Origin of the sequence: Pseudomonas yamanorum, assembly GCF_013386765.1 — a bacterium.
Classification (GTDB): Bacteria; Pseudomonadota; Gammaproteobacteria; order Pseudomonadales; family Pseudomonadaceae; genus Aquipseudomonas; species Aquipseudomonas yamanorum_A.
Genome location: NZ_JACARE010000002.1, coordinates 1 through 19,687, shown reverse-complemented (window position 1 = coordinate 19,687; position 19,687 = coordinate 1). Strand labels below are relative to the sequence as shown.

Annotated in this window: 3 protein-coding genes; all 3 read right to left on the bottom strand. The window is 62.9% G+C overall.

What is annotated here, in order from left to right:
- Positions 1-49 precede the first annotated feature (49 nt).
- Positions 50-11,854 (bottom strand): non-ribosomal peptide synthetase, encoded by an 11,805-nt coding sequence (locus tag HX875_RS00485; protein WP_256348009.1) that lies wholly within the window; start codon positions 11,852-11,854, stop codon positions 50-52.
- Positions 11,851-18,375 (bottom strand): non-ribosomal peptide synthetase, encoded by a 6,525-nt coding sequence (locus HX875_RS00480; protein ID WP_177040818.1) that lies wholly within the window; start codon positions 18,373-18,375, stop codon positions 11,851-11,853. Before HX875_RS00480 ends, HX875_RS00485 begins: the two co-directional genes overlap by 4 nt.
- A 13-nt stretch (positions 18,376-18,388) precedes the next feature.
- Positions 18,389-19,687, bottom strand: a 1,299-nt coding sequence (locus tag HX875_RS00475) for an AMP-binding protein (protein WP_177040815.1), incomplete at its 5' end; no start/stop codon positions are given.

Below are 19,687 nucleotides of genomic sequence, written 5' to 3'. Positions count from 1 at the left end.
CTCCAGGCCGGTCCCCCTATGGGACCGGCCGATTGACAATCAAAAAGGATCAGCAGGTCACTGCCGAGGTATCCAGCTCAGCCAGGGCACTTTCCAGAGCCAGGACAAACGCTTCGTCACGGGGGATTTCAAAGTGCCCGCAACGCAAGACAGTGCCCTCCAGCGGTTGACCAATCTGGGAAGCCAGCACCTGGCGCTCCGCTTCGCGGCCCGGCGTCCACCAACTCATCGGCGTGACACTCACCGGCGTGCAGCAAGCCAGCTGAATCGACAGCCGCTTGAGCCGCCGTGCCACACTGAACACATTGGCCAGCTCTTCGCCGCCCAAGGCGGCGTAAGCCGAAGAGTCCGGGCCCTGGCTCGCCGCCTCGGCCATTGCCGCGTCCATCACTTGGCGTATCCCCCCGGGGCTTTCCTCCAACGGGATCGGACCCGGGTTGACGCCCGGCAGCAGCACCGCCAGGAACTGCTGCACGTCTTCCTGCCAGTCATCCACCTCGACACGCTCCATGGGCACAAAGCTGTCAACCAGCCCCACGAACGCAACCTGCTGCCCCTGACGCTCCAACTCTGCCGCCATCAGCAACGACAGCGTTGCGCCCAGTGACCAACCCGCCAAGTGATAAGGCCCTTGAGGTTGCTTCAGCCGGACATCGGCCACGTAGTCCCGGGCCATGCTGGCAAGGGACTCATCCTGCCAGGCCGGGTCCAGCAAGGTACGGTTGCCGATGGCAATCACCTGGCGCTGGCCATTGAGCTGCCTGGCCAAGGTTTCGTAGTCGAATACGGTGCCGAAGCCTGCATGGACGCAGAATAACGGCGGGGTCTCACGCACTTCGGTATTGAGGCTCAACAGCGCCGACACGGCCGGTTGCCGAGCCTGCGCGCCGACACTGGCCGTTAGTTCGGCAATGGTCGGTTTCTGCACCAGGTCCCGCAACTTCAAGCGCAGACCGTGGGACTGCAAGCCACGAGCCTTGGCCACCACTTGCAGGCTGAGGATCGAGTCACCGCCCAATTCGAAGAAGCTGTCGTGGATACCCACTTGCGGCACCTTGAGCACCTTCTGCCAAATCTGCGCCAACGCGCTCTCGAGCTCCGTGCGCGGGGCCACATAGGTGTGGGTGCCTTGTACCGCGTCCGGTGCCGGCAAGCCTTTGCGGTCCAGCTTGCCATTGGGGGTCAGCGGCAAGCGCTCCAGTACGACCAAGTGGGTGGGCACCATGTAGTCCGGCAAAGTGCGTTTGAGCTGTTCGCGCAAGCGCTCGCACAACACGTGCGGCGCAATCAAGGCGTCGTCCTGGACCACATAGCCTGCCAACTGCTTGCCGCTGCCACCCTCCCGGGCGACCACCACGGCGTCGGCCACGCCTTCGGCCTGGCGCAAGCGCGCCTCGATCTCACCCAATTCGATGCGAAAGCCACGGATCTTGACCTGGTTGTCTATGCGCCCAAGGTAATCAAACGTGCCATCCAGCCGCTGGCGCACCAGGTCACCGGTGCGGTACAGGCGTGCGCCGCTGGCACTGAACGGGTCTGCCACGAAGCGTTCGGCTGTCTGCCCTGCACGGTCGAGGTAGCCCCTGGCCAGGCCTTCGCCCCCCAGGAACAGCTCCCCGGCGAGGCCAACCGGCAACGGATTGAGGTCCAGGTCAAGGACATACGCGGTGCGCGCACCGACGACACTGCCGATCGGCGCGTAGGCCGCCCCGCAGTCGGTGTCGACCGACGCCTTCCAGAGCAATGGCGTGACCACCGTTTCTGTCGGCCCATAACCATTGATGATGAACTGCGGCCGCAGCGCGCGCCTGGCCAGGTCATAACTGGCCTGCGGTACCGCATCCCCACCAAAGCAGTAGATCCGCACCGGTGGCGGGTTACCGTCCTGCTCGGCGTGTTCGGCCAGTTGCTGCAGGTAGGCCGGCGGGAACGCCGCCACGGTCACCCCATGGCGATGCATGGCCTGGTAGGTCTGTTCCGGCGTCCACAGGCTGTCATCGCGCAACAGCAGGCGGCCACCGTGGGAAAGCGTCGTCAACCAGCGCTCATGAGCACCGTCGAAGGCAAACGACATGAAGTGCAGTTCACAATCCTGCGGGCTCATGCCGTAGCGCTCGCCAATCGCCTGACAGTGCATTGCCAGCGGCCCATGACTCACGGCCACACCCTTGGGCTGGCCACTGGAACCGGAGGTGTAAATCACATACGCCAGGTTCTCGGGCTGCACATGGCAGGCCGGTGCCGTCTGCGGCTGGTCGCTCACGTCCAGGGTGTCCAGCGCCAGCACCTGCAGGGTCTGAGGGATCGGTAACTGTGGCAGCGTCGATGACGCGGTCAGCAACAACGCGATACCCGAATCCGCAATCAGATAGCTCAAGCGTTCGCGGGGGTAGGTTGTGTCCAGTGGCACATAGGCCCCGCCGGCCTTGAGTACGGCCAGCAAGGCCACCATCAGCTCGGCATCGCGGGGCAAGGCCACGCCCACCCGAACTTCGGGACCGACGCCCTGGGCAATCAGGCAATGGGCCAGGGCATTGGCACGTTGTTCAAGCGCTGCAAAACTCATCTGCTGCTCACCGAACAATACGGCGGGGTGCTGCCCGGCTTCCACCGCCCACCGGGCAATGTGCTGGTGCACCAACGGCAGTGCTGGCGCTGGCGGGTGTTCGAGCACGCTCGCCCTGCGGCCGCTTGGCAAGCCGATTTCGCCCAACGGCCGGGCGGCGTCGCTGGCCAATTGCAACAACAGGCCTTCCATATCCTGGCGCAAGGTATGCACGGCCGACTCGGGGAAATGTTCACGCAGGAACATGTATTCGATCACCAACCCTTCTTCCAGGGTCACCATCAGGTCCATCGGGAAGTTGGTCAGGCCGGCGCTGTCCATCTCGCCAAAGCGCAAGGACTCGCCGCTCCACTCCCGCAAGGTACGGTCTACCGGCTGGTTTTCAAACACGATGATGCTGTCGAATAACGATTGGCCATTGCGCCCGGACCAACGCTGGATATCCGTCAGCGGTGTGTATTCGTACTCGCGCATTTGCAGGTTGTAACGTTGCAGCGCGCGCAGCCACTCGCCCACCGATTGCCCGGGTTCGATAACCTGGATCACCGGCAAGGTGTTGATGAACAACCCCAGAATCTGTTCCGACTGTGGCAGGCTCGCGGGGCGCCCGGCCATGGTTGCACCGAAGGTCACGCTGCGCTGGCCGCTGTAGCGGCTGAGCAACAAGGCCCATGCGCCCTGCACCAGGGTATTGAGCGTGATCTGCTGAGACCGGGCAAAGGCCTTGAGCCGCTCGGTGCCCGAGGCATCCAGGCGGGTGTACAGCGCCTGGTGCCCACGCCCTTCGCCGCTGGCAACCGCATCGGCCAGGTAGGTCGGCTCATCGAGCATGGACAATTGCTCGCGCCAGAAACCTTCGGCACTCACCGGGTCCTGCTGGTTCAACCAGCCGATGTAGTGGTGATAAGGCACCGGCGCCTGGAGGGCCTGGCCCGAATAATGGGCCAACAACTCGCCCATCAGTGCGGAGGTGCTCCAGCCGTCGATCAGAATGTGGTGATAGGTCCAGATCAACTGATAACTGTCATGCCCCAGGCGCACCAGGAGGATACGCTGCAGCGGCGCCGACTCCAGGGCAAAACCGCGTTCGCGCTCGCTATCGGCCAACGCTTGCAGACGCCCTGCGCTGCAATCCTCATCGCGCCAGTCAAGTTCGCTCAACGGCACCGGCAAGTCCTTGAGGACAAACTGCAACGGCTCTTCCAGGTCTTGCCAGAGGAAACCTGTACGCAGCACCGAATGCCGCTCGCACACAGTTTGCCAGGCCGCCTTGAAGCGTGCGCTGTCGAGTCCATGGACATCAATGCTCAACTGGTTGACGTACATGTCGTCCTGCGGAGCATTCAACCCAAGGAACAGCATGCCTTGTTGCATCGGTGAAAGGCGGTACAGGTGCTCCACCTGGTCGTGTGGCAACGGCAAGGCCAGGCGTTGAGCCTCGCTCAGGCCGTGCAGCACCTGCGCCACTGGCATGGCCGGCGCCGGTTCAGGCTGCGCGGCCGTGCAGCAGGCGGCCAGTTTTTCAATGGTCTGCTGTTCGAACAGGTCCTTGGGACTCATCTGCAACCCGGCCTGGCGAGCACGGCTGACCACCTGGATTGAAATGATGGAGTCACCCCCCAGCGCGAAGAAATTGTCCGTCACCCCCACTTGCTCAAGGCCCAGCACCGCTTGCCAGATACCCGCCAATGTGTGTTCGGTGGCGGTACGCGGCGCCAGATAAGTGGCCTGCAACGCGCTGACATCGACCTTGGGCAGCGCCTTGCGGTCGAGCTTGCCGTTGGGGCTCAACGGCATCTGCGCCAGCAGTACGGTCTGGCTCGGCACCATATAGTCGGGCAAGCCACTCAACAGTTGCTCGGCCAATTGCTGGTGGAACCCGGCGCTGTCCTGAACCGCTTCGTCACTGGGCACCACGTATGCCACCAACCGCTTGCCACCGTTGACGTCCACGGCCAGTACCACGGCTTCACGCACGCTTGCCTGCTCCAGCAAGGCCGACTCGATCTCCCCCAGCTCAATGCGCAAGCCACGGATCTTGACCTGATGGTCGCTGCGGCCCAGGTAGTCGATGACCCCATCCGGACGATGACGGCAGAGGTCACCCGTGCGGTAAAGGCGCTCGCCCGGCACAAACGGGCTGGCAACAAACCGCTCTGCGGTGAGACCGGGACGACGATGATAACCACGGGCCAGGCCAACGCCGGCCAGGTACAGCTCGCCGATCACACCCGCCGATACGGGCGCAAGCTCGGCATCAAGGATGTAGGTGCGCAGGTTGGCAATAGGCTGCCCAATCGGCACGCTTGCGGCCTGCTCGGCCACGCAGGTCCAGTGGGTGACGTCGATCGCGGCTTCGGTGGGGCCATACAAGTTGTACAGGCCGGCCCCCGGCAAGCGGGCAAATACCTGCTGCTGGGCATCCACGGGCAGTGCCTCGCCGCTGCAAACAATGCGCTTGAGGCTGGAGCACCGCTCTACCGTCGGGTCCTGCAAAAACGCCTGGAGCATCGACGGGACAAAGTGCAGGGTGCTGACCTGGTGATGCACAATCAGCTCGATCAGCTTCAGCGGGTCCCGGTGATCTCCGGGGGCGGCCATCACCAGGCGCGCACCGATGATTAATGGCCAGAAAAACTCCCAGACCGACACGTCGAAACTGAACGGGGTTTTCTGCAAGACCCCGTCCTGGGGCTGCAACCCATAGGCCTGTTGCATCCAGTACAAGCGGTTGCTCAAGGCCACATGACGGTTGCCGGCGCCCTTGGGCTGCCCGGTAGAACCGGAGGTATAGATTACGTACGCCAGGTTGTCCGGCGCCACGGGCACCAGGGCATTGCCCGCTTCGGCACCATCGTCCGGCAGTTGATCGAGCAACAGCGTCTGCACGCCCTCGCTCAGGGGCAGGCGATCAACCACGGTGACCTGGGTCAGCAGCAACCCGATGCCGCTGTCGTCAATCATGTAGGCCAGGCGATCCCGCGGGTAATCAGGATCGAGGGGCACGTAGGCGCCCCCTGCCTTGAGTACCGCCAGCAGGCCCACGACCATTTCCAGGCTGCGCTCCATGGCAATGCCCACCAACACGTCCGGCCCGACGTTGAGTTCGATCAAACGCTGGCTCAGGCGATTGGCCCGCCGGTTCAGCTCGGCATAGGTCAATTGATGGGTGCCGAACACCAGGGCAATCGCTTGCGGCGTACGGCTGACCTGGGCCTCGAACAATCGTTGTACGGCGTATTCGCCCGGGTAGGTGGTGTCGGTGGCATTCCAGGTGTCCACCTGCTGCTGGTAATCCTCGCGCCCCAAAACCTGCAATTCGCCCACCGGGCGCTCGGCGAAATCGGGCATCTGCAACAGCACCTGCGCCATCTGGTTGCACAAACGTTCAATGGCCTGCGGGCTGAAGTGGCTGCGATTGAAGCTCATGTGCAGCGACAACACTTGACCGAGGCTGACCGCAAGGGTCAACGGGTAATTGGTCTGTTCATGAACGCTGACATCCCCAAACACCAGGCCCTGTGGCTGACCTTGACGCAATGCCTGCGACACCGGGTAGTTTTCAAACACCAACAGGGTGTCAAACAGCGCCTCGCCTTCCAGCCCGGACCAGCGCTGGATGTCGAACAACGCACTGTGTTCATGTTCGCGCAACGCCAGGTTGGCGCCTTGGACCACTTGCAGGAACCCATCAAGACGCTGTTCGCCACGGGGCGAAGCGATCACCGGAAGGGTGTTGATGAACAGGCCGATCTGCTGCTCGATCCCTTTCAGATCGGCTGGGCGCCCCGCCACCGTGGCGCCAAATGTCACGCAATCCTTGCCGGTATAGCGCTGCAGGATCAATAGCCAAGCGGCCTGGACCAATGTGTTGAGGGTCACCTTCTGCTGCCGGGCGAACGTGGCCAGGCGCTCGGTCTGGGCCTCATCCAACACACGGGCATGCTCACCCGCCCCCACCTCATCGGCGTCATGGGCAATAGCCCGGGCCAGGTGAGTAGGCTCGTTCAAGGGGGCCAGTTGCTCTTTCCAGAACCGCTCACTGGCGACACTGTCCTGGCGTTGCAGCCAGGCAATGTAATCACGGAAACGACCCGGTTGGCGCGCCACGCTCTGGTTACAGTAATGCTGGAGTACTTCACCCAGCAGCTGCGAGTTGCTCCAGCCATCCATCAGCACGTGGTGGTTGGTATAAATCACCTGATACCGCGAGGCCTCAGTGCGAACCAGCACCAGGCGCAACAGCGGCGCCGCGGCCAGGTCGAACCCTTCGCGGCGCTGCTGCAGGGCCAGTTCATCCAGGTCTTGCGCCAGTTGCGCGCGCTCGCGCCAGTCGTACACCTCAAACGGCAACCGGGCCTGTTTGTGAACCACCTGTATCGGCCGCTCGAACGCGCCGTGCCAGATGAACCCGGTACGCAAAATATCATGGCCATCGACCATGGCTTGCCAGGCCTCGCGGAAACGCTCGGGATCGAGGCCATCGACATCCAGCCGCAGCTGGTTGATGTAGTGCCCCTGCTCCTGCTCGTAAAGACTGTGGAACAACATCCCCTGCTGCATTGGCGACAACGGATAGATGTCTTCGATCTGCGACGGTGCCATTGGCAGGCTGTCCAACTGAGCCTGACTCAACGACAGCAAGTTGAAATCGCTGGGGGTAACCCCCTGATGGTCGGGCTCGCAGCAATGCTCGATCAACTGACGCAGTTGCCCGGCATATTCATCCGCCAGGTGCTGGATCAGCGCCGGTTCGAAACGCTCGGCACTGAACGCCCAGTTCAAACTCAGCTCGCCACCAAACACTTGGCCATTGAGCGTCAGCCAGTTGCCCAAGGGCGCTTGCGCGCTATGGTCTGCACCGGCATTTTCCGTGGCCGGGGTAAACAACGCGCCTTGCGTATCATCAAAACTGGCGTCGAATTGCCCCAGGTAGTTGAAGGTAATCCGTGGTAACGGCAACTCGCGCAAGGCCTGTTGCGTGGCCTCATCGCCCAGATAACGCAGCACACCAAAGCCGATGCCCTTATCCGGCACCGCGCGCAGTTGCTCCTTGATTGACTTGATCGAAGCGCCAAGATCCTCCTGAGGCACCAGGTTGACCGGGAACACGCTGGTAAACCAGCCCACGGTACGGGTCAGGTCAATGTCTTCGAACAGCGTTTCCCGGCCGTGGCCCTCCAGCTGGATCAATGTCGAGGGTTGCCCCGTCCACTGGCAGATAACCCGGGCCAGGGCCGTCAACAGCAGGTCATTGACCTGTGTGCGATACGCAGCCGGCGCGCCCTGCAACAGGCGCTCGGTCAAGCCTTTGTCCAGGCGGGTCTGGACCGTTCCAGACAAGCCTTGATCGGCGTCACTGGCCTGTTCGCGGCATGGCAAGTCGAGCGGCGAATTGCGCAAGCGATCCTGCCAGCCTTGCACCTCCAGCTGGCGCTCAGGCGCTCGGGCATAGCGCTGTAAACGCTCGGCCCACAGGCGATAGGCGCTGGTCTTGGCCGGCAGGGTGCACGGCTGGCCTTGCAGCGCCTGCTGATAGGCTTGCTGCAGGTCATCGAAAATAATCCGCCAGGACACGCCATCCACCACCAGGTGATGAATGATCAACTGCAAGCGTTGGCTGCCATCGGCCAGGGTCGACAATACGGCACGCAACAGAGGGCCGTGTTCCAGGTCAAGGCTGGCCTGCGCTTCATTGCCCAGCGCTTCAAGCTCGTTAGCGTCAGCAAGGGAGGCTTGCCACAACAGGTTGTCGGCATCGGCCTCGATTGCGCGGTAATTCGCCTGCCCCTGGGCAAAGCCCAGGCGCAATGCATCGTGATGCTTGACCAATGCCGCCAGCGCACGCTTCAGCGGCTCTACCGCCAACGGCTCGGCCGGCTTGAGCAGCACAGACTGGTTCCAGTGATGTCGCTGGGGGATATCCGTCTCAAAAAACGCTTGCTGCACCGGCAGCAGTGGAGACGCGCCGGTGACAGGCCCCTGGTCAATGACCTGGGCACTCGCCCCCGTTTGCGCCACACCGGCCAGCCCCTGGACAGTCTGGTACAGGAACAGGTCCTTGGGGGTAAAGCGAATCCCGGCCTGGCGGGCACGGCTGACCACCTGAATGGAGATGATCGAATCGCCGCCCAATTCAAAGAAATTGTCGGTCAGGCCGACCCGCTCCAGTTTGAGCACCGCCTGCCAGATCCCGGCAATGGCCCGCTCAAGCTCAGTCCGGGGTTCTACGTAGCGTTGCTGTTGCAAGGCGCTGACATCAGGCTTGGGCAAGCCCTTGCGGTCCAGCTTGCCATTGGGCGTCAAAGGGAACTGTGCAAGAAACAGGATATGCGCCGGCACCATGTAGTCTGGCAGGACCGTCTTGAGCTGGCTGCGCAGGTGCTCTCCCAGTCCTTCGTGGCGCAGGTCCTGACGTGCAATAACGTAGCCCACCAGTTGTTTGCCAGACCCACCTTCCTGGGCGATGACCACCGCATCCGCAACCTCAGGCAGCGCCTGCAACCGCGACTCGACTTCTCCCAGTTCAATCCGGAAACCGCGAATCTTCACCTGGTTATCAATGCGTCCCAGGTAGTCAAACGTACCGTCGGCGCGCTGACAGACCAAGTCGCCGGTACGGTACAAACGACCGCCCGCCTGGTCGAACGGGTCCGCCACAAAACGCTCGGCGCTCGCCCCTGGGCGGTCCAGATAACCGCGTGCCAGGCCTTCGCCGCCCAGGTACAACTCGCCCTTGGCGCCAGCCGGCAACAGGTTGAGGTCGGCATCCAGGACACAGGCGCGGCGCTGGCCGATACGGCTGCCGATCGGCGCGTAAGCCGCGTCGCACCGATCCTGCGGTCCTGCCTTCCAGATCAGCGGGGTGACCACGGTTTCGGTCGGGCCGTAGCCATTGATAATGTGCTCGGGCTTAAGCGTGTGCTTGACCAATTCGAAACTGGCATGAGGCACGGCATCACCACCGAAGCAGTAGATCCGTACCGCGGGCGGGTTGCCCACGGCCAGGGCATGCTCTGCCAACTGCTGCAAATAAACCGGCGGAAACGCCGCGACGGTCACGCCGTGGCGATGCATCTGCTGGTAGGTCTGCTCCGGCGTCCACAGGCTGTCATCGCGCAGCAACAGGCGCGAACCGTGGGTCAGCGCCGTCAGCCAGCGCTCATGGGCGCCGTCGAAGGCAAACGACATAAAGTGCAATTCGCAGTCGTCTGCGGTCATGGCGTAACGCTCGCCAATGGCGACGCAATGCATCGCCAACGGGCCATGGGCGACTGCGACACCCTTGGGCTGCCCGGTGGACCCCGAGGTGTAGATGACGTAGGCCAGAGTGTGCGGCGACAGCTCGACATGCGGCGCCGTGGCAGGCTGGTCGGCGACGTCAAACTGATCAAGGGCCAGCACCGCTACACCGGCGGGCACCGGCAATTGTTCGCGCAACACCGAATCACTGAGCAGCAAGCCGATCTGCGCATCACGCATCAGGTATTCCAGGCGCTCACGGGGATACTGGGTATCCAGCGGCACGTACGCCCCGCCCGCCTTGAGGACTGCCAGCAACGCAACGATCAGGTTTTCACCGCGCGGCAAGGCGATGGCTACCCGCACTTCCGGGCCTACGCCCTGCGCCACCAGCCCATGGGCCAGGCGGTTGGCACGCGCATCGAGCTGCGCGAATGTCACCCGTTGTTCATCGATAATCAAGGCAATGGCGGTGGGTGTCTCCCGGGCCTGCTGCGCAATGCGTTCATGCACCAGCGGTAACGCAACTGACGGCGCCTGCTGCCAATCCAGCAACAACGCCTGTTGTTCTTCACGGCCAAGCATCGGCAAGCGGGCCACCGCGCAGCTGGCATCAGCGACCACCCCGTGGAGCAGGTTCACCCAGTGCCGCGCCATGCGTTCGGCGGTGGCAGCGTCAAACAGGTCGGTGGCGTAAATCAGCGTAGCCGCCAGGCCCTGCGGCCCTTCAAGGGTATCGAGGGTCAAATCCAGGTGGGCGGTGCGAACATCCCACTCCAGGGCCTCGACCTGCAGATCCAGGTGCTGGGCGCGAGCGTCCTGTTTGACGGTCTGGTGGTTGTACATGACCTGGAACAACGGGCTGTGGCTCAGGCTGCGTTCCGGTTGCAGCGCCTCCACCAGTTGCTCAAACGGTAGGTCCTGATAATCCTGGGCCTGCAGCGCGGCATCCTTGACCTGTTGCAACAGGTCCAGGAACGGCGTGCTGCCGTCCACATTCGCCTTGAGCACCTGGGTATTGACGAAGAATCCGATCAACCCCTCAGTCTCCACCCGGTTACGGTTGGCCACCGGTACCCCGACACGAATGTCGGGCTGGCCGCTGTAGCGGTACAGCAACGCCTGGAACGAGGCGAGCAGCACCATGAACAAGCTGGCGTTGTGTTGCTGGGCAAGGTGTTTGAGGCCTTCGCTCAACTCGCCATTCAAGGGGATATCCAGACGCGCGCCACGCAGGCTTTGCACCGCCGGACGCGGATGGTCGGTGGGCAATTCCAGCACCGGCGGGTGGTCACCCAATTGGCGGGTCCAGTAGGCCAGCTGTCGATCGCGCTCGCCGGCTTCCATCCAGCGCCGCTGCCAGATCGCGTAATCGGCGTATTGAATCGGCAAGGGCGGCATGTCCAGCGTACGGCCCTGCTGGCTGGCGGCGTAACGCGAAATCAGCTCGTCGACCATCAGGCCCATGGACCAGCCGTCGGAGACGATATGGTGCTGTGTCACTACCAACACATGATCATCATCCGCCAGATGGATCAGCTTGACCCTTATAAGCGGACCGTTCAGCAGGTCAAACGGACGCCGGGTTTCGCTGTCCACCGCCTGGCGAATCTGCTGCAGGCGCTCGGCCGGGTCGGTCGCCGCCGGCAAGGCATCCTGCTCGATGTGCAATTCGCCCTGCGAGGCAATGACCTGATAGACCCCGTTTTCGTCATCCTTGAAGGTGGTGCGCAACGGTTCATGGCGCGCGATCAGTTGATTGAAACTGTGCTGCAGGGCGTCGAGATCAACCGTCCCCCGCAAACGCAGGGCACGCGGAATATGGTAGGCACTGCTTTCAGGCTCCAGTTGCCACAGGAACCATTGGCGCTCCTGGGCAAAGGACAACGGCACGTGTTCAAGGCTGGAACGGGTCTGGGGAATGGGCAGGTTCGCCGGTGATATCCCCTCTTCGAGCATTTTTTGCAGGTACACCTTGCGCTTTTCCAGCGGCAAAAGGATGAAGCGTCCAGCAATCTTCAGTGCAGCCGCGTTATCGTCCATCATGCTTCATCCACCTCATCCAACAAACTTTCCAAACGACTCAACCGGGAGGCATCCAACCGCGCTGCGGGGGCCTCCAGGTGGTCGACAAACTCATTCAGTGTTGGAAACTCAAAGACCAACTGTGCAGGCGCCTTGATCCCCAATTCCAGTTGCAGGCGCGACAGCACCCCCATCACCAGCAACGAATGGCCGCCAAGCTCAAAGAAGCTGTCGCCAAGCCCCACTTGCGGCACGTGCAAGACCTGCTGCCAAATCAGCGCGACCTGTTTTTGCAGGTCGGTTTCGGGCGCCTGGTAGGCCATGCGCACTGCCTGCATATCCGCCGCGGGCAAGGCTTGGCGATCCAGCTTGCCGTTGGCCGTCAGCGGCAGTTTTTCCAGCACCACCACCTGCGCCACTACCATGTGCTCGGGCAGGTGTTCACGCAGGTAGCTCACCACGGCCTCACGCATCGCCAACTGCCGGGACGGCGCCAGGTCCGCCGGATCGCGCGGTACCACATACCCCACCAACTGCTTGCCGTGGACGCCCTCCCGAGCCATGACCGTGGCGTCGCTCAACAAGCCAAGCCCGCGCAGGCACGCGCCGACCTCACCGGGCTCGACGCGGAAACCGCGAATCTTCACTTGGTCATCGATGCGCCCATGGCTTTCAATATGGCCGTCGCGCAGGCCCACTCGGTCGCCGGTGCGGTACAGTCGCTCGCCAGGCATACCAAAAGGGTCGGGCACAAACCGTTCGGCGGTCATGCCCGCCTGGCCCAGATAGCCCTGGGCCAGGCAAGGCCCGCCGAGATAAAGCTCACCCAGCACGCCCGGCGCCACCGCCTGCAAATTCTGGTCAACAACATGCGCCCGCACATTGGCCATCGGCTGGCCCAGGGGCACGATGCACCCAGGCTCAACCCGGCCGACGAGCCCCGCCAGGACACCTACGCACGTCTCGGTAGGGCCATAGTGGTTGAACACCTGACACGCCGGCGCCAGCGCTCGAACCTGGTCAAGCAAGGTGTTCGAACAGGCCTCGCCTCCCAGCACCAGGCAGCGTCGGGGCAAGGCGTTTGCGGGATTGACGGCCTTGAGCAGGGATTCAAGATGGGACGGCACCACTTTGATAGCGTCCACTTCATGGCGGTGCATGTACTCGGCAAAACCATTGGCGTCCATCGCCAACTCCGGATCGAGGACATGCAGGGTCCGGCCGGCACACAGCGCACCGAACAGCACGGTGTAGCCAAGATCGGCAGCGACCGTAGACACCAGCGCCATGCTGCGGATATCCGCCATGGGCAGCAGGTCGAGAATCGAATCAACATAGTCGACCAAGGCCTCCCCGGTGACGACGACGCCCTTGGGTTTGCCGGTTGAGCCCGAGGTATAGACGACATACGCGGGCAACTGTGCCGGGTACACCGGGTAGTTCAGCGGCGGGCACGCCGGACCGCTCACCAGGGCGTCGTGCAGGTCCAGGGTGGGAATCACCGCTACCTGACCGTCCAGTTCTTGCAGCCACTCGCCGGGAGCCATCAGCAAAGCAGCGCCGCTGTCTTGCAGCAAGCCGCCGATACGGCTGCGCTGGGCTCGCGGGTCCAACGGCAGGAACGCCGCCCCTACCCGCAAAATGGCCAACACCGTCGTCACAAACGCACTGCCTCGCTCAAAGCCGATTGCCACCAGGCTGCCCGGGCCAATGCCCAGGGTTTGCAGGCGCTGCGCCAGGCGCTCCGCCCGCTGGTCGAGCTGCTGGTAGGTCAACTGCTCGGCGCCACACACCAACGCAATCGTCTGCGGCACACGTGCGACCTGGGCCTGGAACCGCTGCTGGACACTGTCACCAGCGCGGGCTTCGCGCACCGGGCCGGTACACAGCGCGGCCGCCGCCCGACGGCTGGCTTCGTCCCCCAACGGCACCTCGCCGACGGGCTGGCGGGCATCCGTGACAAACGCCAGCAACAATCGATGCCAATCTTGCAGTTGCTGGCTGGCGGTCCGGCTGTCGAACAAGTCGCGGGCATAGATCCACGACACGCCGATGCCTTCGGCGGTTTCTGTGGTTTCCAGGGTCAGGTCGAACTTTGCCAGGGTGTCATCCCCAACCAACGCTTCGACCGCCAGCCCGCCAGGCAACTGTGAAAAGGCACTGGCTGACTGCACCTGATGATTGAACATCACCTGGAAAACCGGACTGTGGCTCAAGCTGCGTTCGGGCTGCAGCGCCTCTACCAGTTGTTCGAACGGCAGGTCCTGGTATTCCTGGGCCTGCAAGGCGTGCTGCTTGACCTGTTGCAGCAGGTCGACAAAAGACCGCCGCCCCTCGACGTCGGCCTTCAGCACCTGGGTGTTAACGAAGAACCCGATCAGGCGCTCGACCTCAAGACGATGCCGGTTGGCCACAGGCACGCCAACACGGATATCCGACTGACCACTGTAGCGGTACAGCAGCACTTGAAACGCAGCCAGCAGCACCATGAACAGCGTCACGCCCTGCTCTTGGGCCAGACGCTTGAGGGCATCACTCAGGGACGCATCCAACAACAGGTCACAGCGAGCACCACGCTGGCTTTGCTGCGCCGGCCGCGGGCGATCGGTGGGCAATTGCAACACCGTCTGCGGCCCGCCCAACTGCCGGGTCCAGTAGCCCAATTGACGCTCACGCTCGCCGCCGTCCATCCATTGGCGCTGCCAGGCAGCGTAATCGGCGTACTGGATCGCCAGTGCCGGCCGCTGCAAAGACCGCCCCGCGCAACCGGCTTCATAGCCGGCCATCCATTCCTCCACCATGACCTGCATCGACCAGGCATCCGAGGCAATATGGTGCTGGGTCAGCACCAGTACATGGTCGTCTGCGCCAAGACGCAGCAACTCGACACGCAACAGCGGGCCACGCTCCAGATCAAAAGGACGCTGGACCTGCACCTGGGCAAATGCCATGACCTGGGCGTCGCTGGCCTCCTGCCCGGTCCAGTCATGCCGGCTTATGCAAACGCCGGTGTCGACGGCGATAACCTGGACAGGGCCCGTATCGCTGTGCACGAAGGTCGTGCGCAGGGGTTCATGGCGAGCCACCAGGGCATTGAAACTGTCTTGCAAGGCGTCGACATTCAGCGGCCCGCGCAAGCGCAAAACGCGGGGTAAATGATAGGCCGGACTGTCCGGCTGCAATTGCCAGAGGAACCACTGCCGCTCCTGGGCGTAGGACAGCGCCAACGGCTGGTTCCGCGCCACCGCCCGCATCGGCAGGACATGATCAGCCTGCCCCTCGGCCAGCGCCCTGGAAAAAGCCGCGAGGGTGCTGTGCTCAAACAAGCGGCGCAACGCAAGGGTTCGCCCAAGCTCATTGCGTACCCTGGACATCACCTGAGTGGCCAGCAACGAATGGCCGCCCAACTCAAAGAAGTCATCATTGAGCCCCACCCGAGGCACCTTCAGCACCTCCTGCCAGATCGTTGCCACTTGCTGCTGCAAGGGACTCTGTGGCGCCTCGTACGCCACCTGCATCTGGTTGATATCCAGCGGCGGCAATGCCTTGCGGTCGAGCTTGCCGTTGGGGGTCAGGGGCATCGCGCTGATGAACAACAAATGCGCAGGCACCATATAGTCGGCCAGCTCACATTTGAGCCAGGCCTTCAGGGTGTCACGTACCGCCGCCTGGGCCAGCGCATCGCCCTGCACCAGCACGGGTTCACGGGGCACGACATAGGCAACCAACTGATCGCCCGCGGTGCCCGGCAAGGCCACCACGGCCGCCTCACGCACATGCTCGCTGGCCAGCAAGCGGGCTTCGATCTCGCCCAACTCAATACGAAACCCGCGGATCTTGATTTGATGATCCAGCCGCGCGAGGTACTCGATGACGCCATCGGCCCGGGAACGGACCAGGTCACCGGTACGATACAAGCGACCGCCCGCCGGGCCATGAGGATCGGGCACAAACCGTTCGGCTGTGAGGGACGGTCGGTGGTGGTAGCCGCGCGCCAGGCCGTCGCCACCGATCAGCAGTTCGCCGCTGGCGCCGACGGGCACGGGCGAAAAATCCGCCCCCACGATAAACAGCGAAGTGTTGTCGATCGCCCGCCCCAGATAGGGCACGGGCTGCTGGGCCGTGACCTCATGGCAGGCGGACCAGATGGTGGTTTCCGTCGGTCCGTAAAGGTTCCATACCGGGCCGAGGGCCTCGATCATCCGTGAGGCCAACGCCTGCGGCAGGGCTTCGCCACCGCACAGCACCTTGCATCCCTTGAGGCAGCCTATTTCTGGATGGTCCAGCAACATCCGCCAAGTGGACGGTGTGGCTTGTACCGCGGTAACACCCTGCCGGGCGACCAGTGCGAGGATTTCCCCCGGGTCCTGGGCAACGTCCTGGCCGGCGAGCACGATGGTCGCACCCGTCACCAGCGGCAGGTAAATTTCCAGGCCAAAGATATCGAAGCAGAACGTGGTCAGCGACAACACCCGGTCAGTGGCCGAAAGGCCCGGACGCTGCGCCATGCTCTGGACAAAGTTGTTCAGCCCGCCGTGGCGCACCATCACGCCCTTGGGCTTGCCCGTGGACCCCGAGGTGTAGATGACATAGGCCAGGTCATCGGGCGCAACGCTCACCTGCGGGTCCGCCTGGGCATCCAGGCCCAGCCGGGACGGCTGCTGGTCGAGCAACAACAGGCGCAACCCAGGCAGCCCGGCAAACCGCGGTGCCAGGGAGGCCTGGGTCAGCAACAGGCCGATGCCGCTGTCTCCAATCATGTAGTCCAGACGTGCCTGGGGATAAGCCGGATCCAGCGGCACATAGGCACCGCCCGCCTTGAGCACGGCCAGCAGGCCAACCACCATGTCCAGGCTGCGTTGCGCCGCGATACCGACCAGAACGCCGGGGGCCACGCCCTGCTCGATCAGGGTATGGGCCAGGCTGTTGGCCCTGGCTTGCAACGCCTCGAAGGTCAAGGCCTGGCCATCCACCGTCAATGCCTGTGCAGCGGGAGTGCGGCGGGCCTGCTCGGCAATCTGCTGGTGCACGGCCTGTACAGGTACCGGTTTGGCCGACGGGTTGCTGTGATTCAGCAGACGCTGCAACTCCAATGCGTCAAACAGCGGCAGTTCATCCACCGATTGGCCCGGGCAAGCGACAATGCCCTGGAGCAGGTTCAACCAATGAGCCTGCAGCCGCTCGATGGTCGCGACCTCGAACAGATCCGTGGCGAATACCAGCGAGGCCGATAGGCCTTCCCGGGTCTCATAGGTTTCCAGGGTCAAGTCGAACTGCGCCGTGAGGTGAGCCACTCCCATGTTCTCGACCGACAACTGCGGGAGCTGCGCCACCACCGGGTTGGAGCGTTCAAGCCCCTGATGGTTGTACATCACTTGAAACAGCGGGCTGTGGCTCAGGCTGCGCTCAGGCTGCAACAGCTCCACCAATTGTTCGAACGGCAGGTCCTGGAACTCTTGGGCTTGCAACGCCGTCTGCTTGACCTGCGCCAGCATTTGGCTGAAAGGTGCACGGCCGTCAACCAGCGCTTTCAAGACCTGAGTGTTAACGAAAAAACCAATCAGCCGCTCGGTCTGCGCACGACTGCGATTAGCCACCGCCACGCCGACACGCACATCCGTTTGGCCGGTGTAGCGGTACATCAAGATCTGCCACGACGCCAGCAGCAGCATGTACAGCGTCACGCCTTCGCGTTGCGCCAGGTGTTTGAGGCCTGCCGCCAGCTCCGGCGCCAGCACACAGTCCAGACGCGCACCGCGATAGCTCATCATCGCGGGGCGCGGAAAATCGGCAGGCAGTTGTAACGTCGGCTGCTCGCCCCCCAGTTGTTTCTGCCAATAGGCCTGCTGGCGCTCACGCTCCCCAGCCTGCATCCAGTTACGCTGCCACAGGCCATAATCGGCGTACTGGATCGCCAGCTCTGGCAATACCGCAGGTCGCCCGTGCTGAAAACCGGCATAGAGCTCAATCAGTTCCTCGACCATGATCTGCATCGACCAGCCATCGGAAACGATATGGTGCTGAACCAGCACCAGCACGTGCTCATCCGCCGCCAGCCGCAGCAACTTCACCCGCAACAGCGGCCCATGCTCAAGGTTGAAGGCCTGCTGGGTGCAGGCCTCGATGACAGCGTGCAGGGCGGGGTCACTCAAGCCCTGCGTGCTCACATCCTGCAGTTCGATGGTCAGGGCCGCGCTTGCGGCAACCCGTTGCACGGTACGCCCCTGCTCCTCGGCAAACGTGGTACGTAACGGCTCATGGCGAGCAATCAAACTATTGAACGCTGACTCAAGCGCAGGCACATCCAGCGACCCGCGCAGGCGCAGGACCGATGACATGTTGTAGGCGGTACTCTTCGGGTCCAGTTGCCAGAGAAACCACAGGCGCTCCTGTGCGTAGGACAGCAACAGCGGCTCTGACGCATCGCGCTTGAAAACGGGGGTCAAGCCATACAGGTTGATGCCCTTTTTCCCAAGCAAAACGGCGAGCGCTTTTCTTTCTGCCAGAGAAAGCGTTCCCACCGATTCGATTAACTTTTGCACGCCGCAGTCCTCACTAGGAAATCAGATTTTCAAGCTCATCAGCAGATAGACGTTTGAGGGCGGCCAAGGATTTAGCCAACTCGTCTTGAAGAGGTTGAATTTCGGACTGCAGCGTGCGGACTTGCTGGACAAAATCCCCGAGTGTTTCGGTGACAAACAGGGTTTTGAGTGGAACGTCGAGATTTGCCTGGGCGCGAATCTGCATCATCATTTGCGTCGCCAGCAGGGAGTGCCCGCCCAACTCGAAAAAATTGTCGCCCAGGCCTACCCGCTCCAAACCCAGCAGTTGCTGCCAGATCCCTGCAATCTGACAGGCCAGTGCATCCTGGGGCGCCAGGTATTCAGCACGGGCGCGGGCTGTATCCGGGGCCGGCAAGGCCTTGCGGTCGAGCTTGCCATTGGGGCCTACAGGCAAGGCATCGAGCAGCAGAAGCTGAGTGGGCACCATATAGTCCGGCAACCCTTGGCGCAGCGCGGCACGGACGGCGTCCAACCACTGCGGTCGTGCGGTTTCGTCGAGATTCGCCGACGTCGGCACCACATAGCCCACCAGTTGCAGGCCGGCCGGCGTTTCAACCGCCAGCACTGCCGCTTCACGCACGGCCTCCTGCTCCAGCAGTCGGGCCTCGATCTCTCCAAGCTCAATGCGCAACCCGCGCAACTTCACCTGATGGTCGATACGACCGCGGTACTCGATAACCCCGTCTGACCGCTGGCACACCAGGTCACCGCTGCGGTACAGCCGCTCACCCGGCACAAACGGGCTGGCGACAAAGCGCTCGGCCGTCAGGCCCGCACGACGGTGGTACCCACGCGCCAGGCCTTCGCCTCCCAGGTACAACTCACCGATCACCCCGGCCGGCACCAGTGTCAGGTCCGGGCTCAAGACGTAGGTCTGCAGGTTCGCGATCGGCTGGCCAATCGGCACGCTGTCGCGACCTTCTTCGCGGCAGGTCCAGTGGGTCACGTCGATGGCCGCCTCGGTGGGCCCGTACAGGTTGTACAGCCCGGCATTCGGCAGCTTGCTGAAGACTTGTTGTTGCGCGTCCACCTGCAACGCTTCGCCGCTGCACACGATGCGCGTCAGGCTGGCGCACTGGCTGACCTGAGCGTCCTGCAAGAACACCTGCAACATCGAAGGCACAAAATGCAGCGTGGTGATCTGCCGGGCCGTGATCAACTGCACCAGTTTTGTGGGCTCACGATGATCTCCCGGGGCCGCCACCACCAGCCGCGCACCGCTCATCAGCGGCCAGAAAAACTCCCACACCGAGACATCGAAGCTGAACGGCGTCTTCTGCAACACCGCGTC

Coding starts and splice junctions, on each gene's coding strand:
- HX875_RS00485 (WP_256348009.1), bottom strand. CDS start 11,854: ATGATGGACGATAACGCGGCTGCACTGAAGATTGCTGGACGCTTCATC.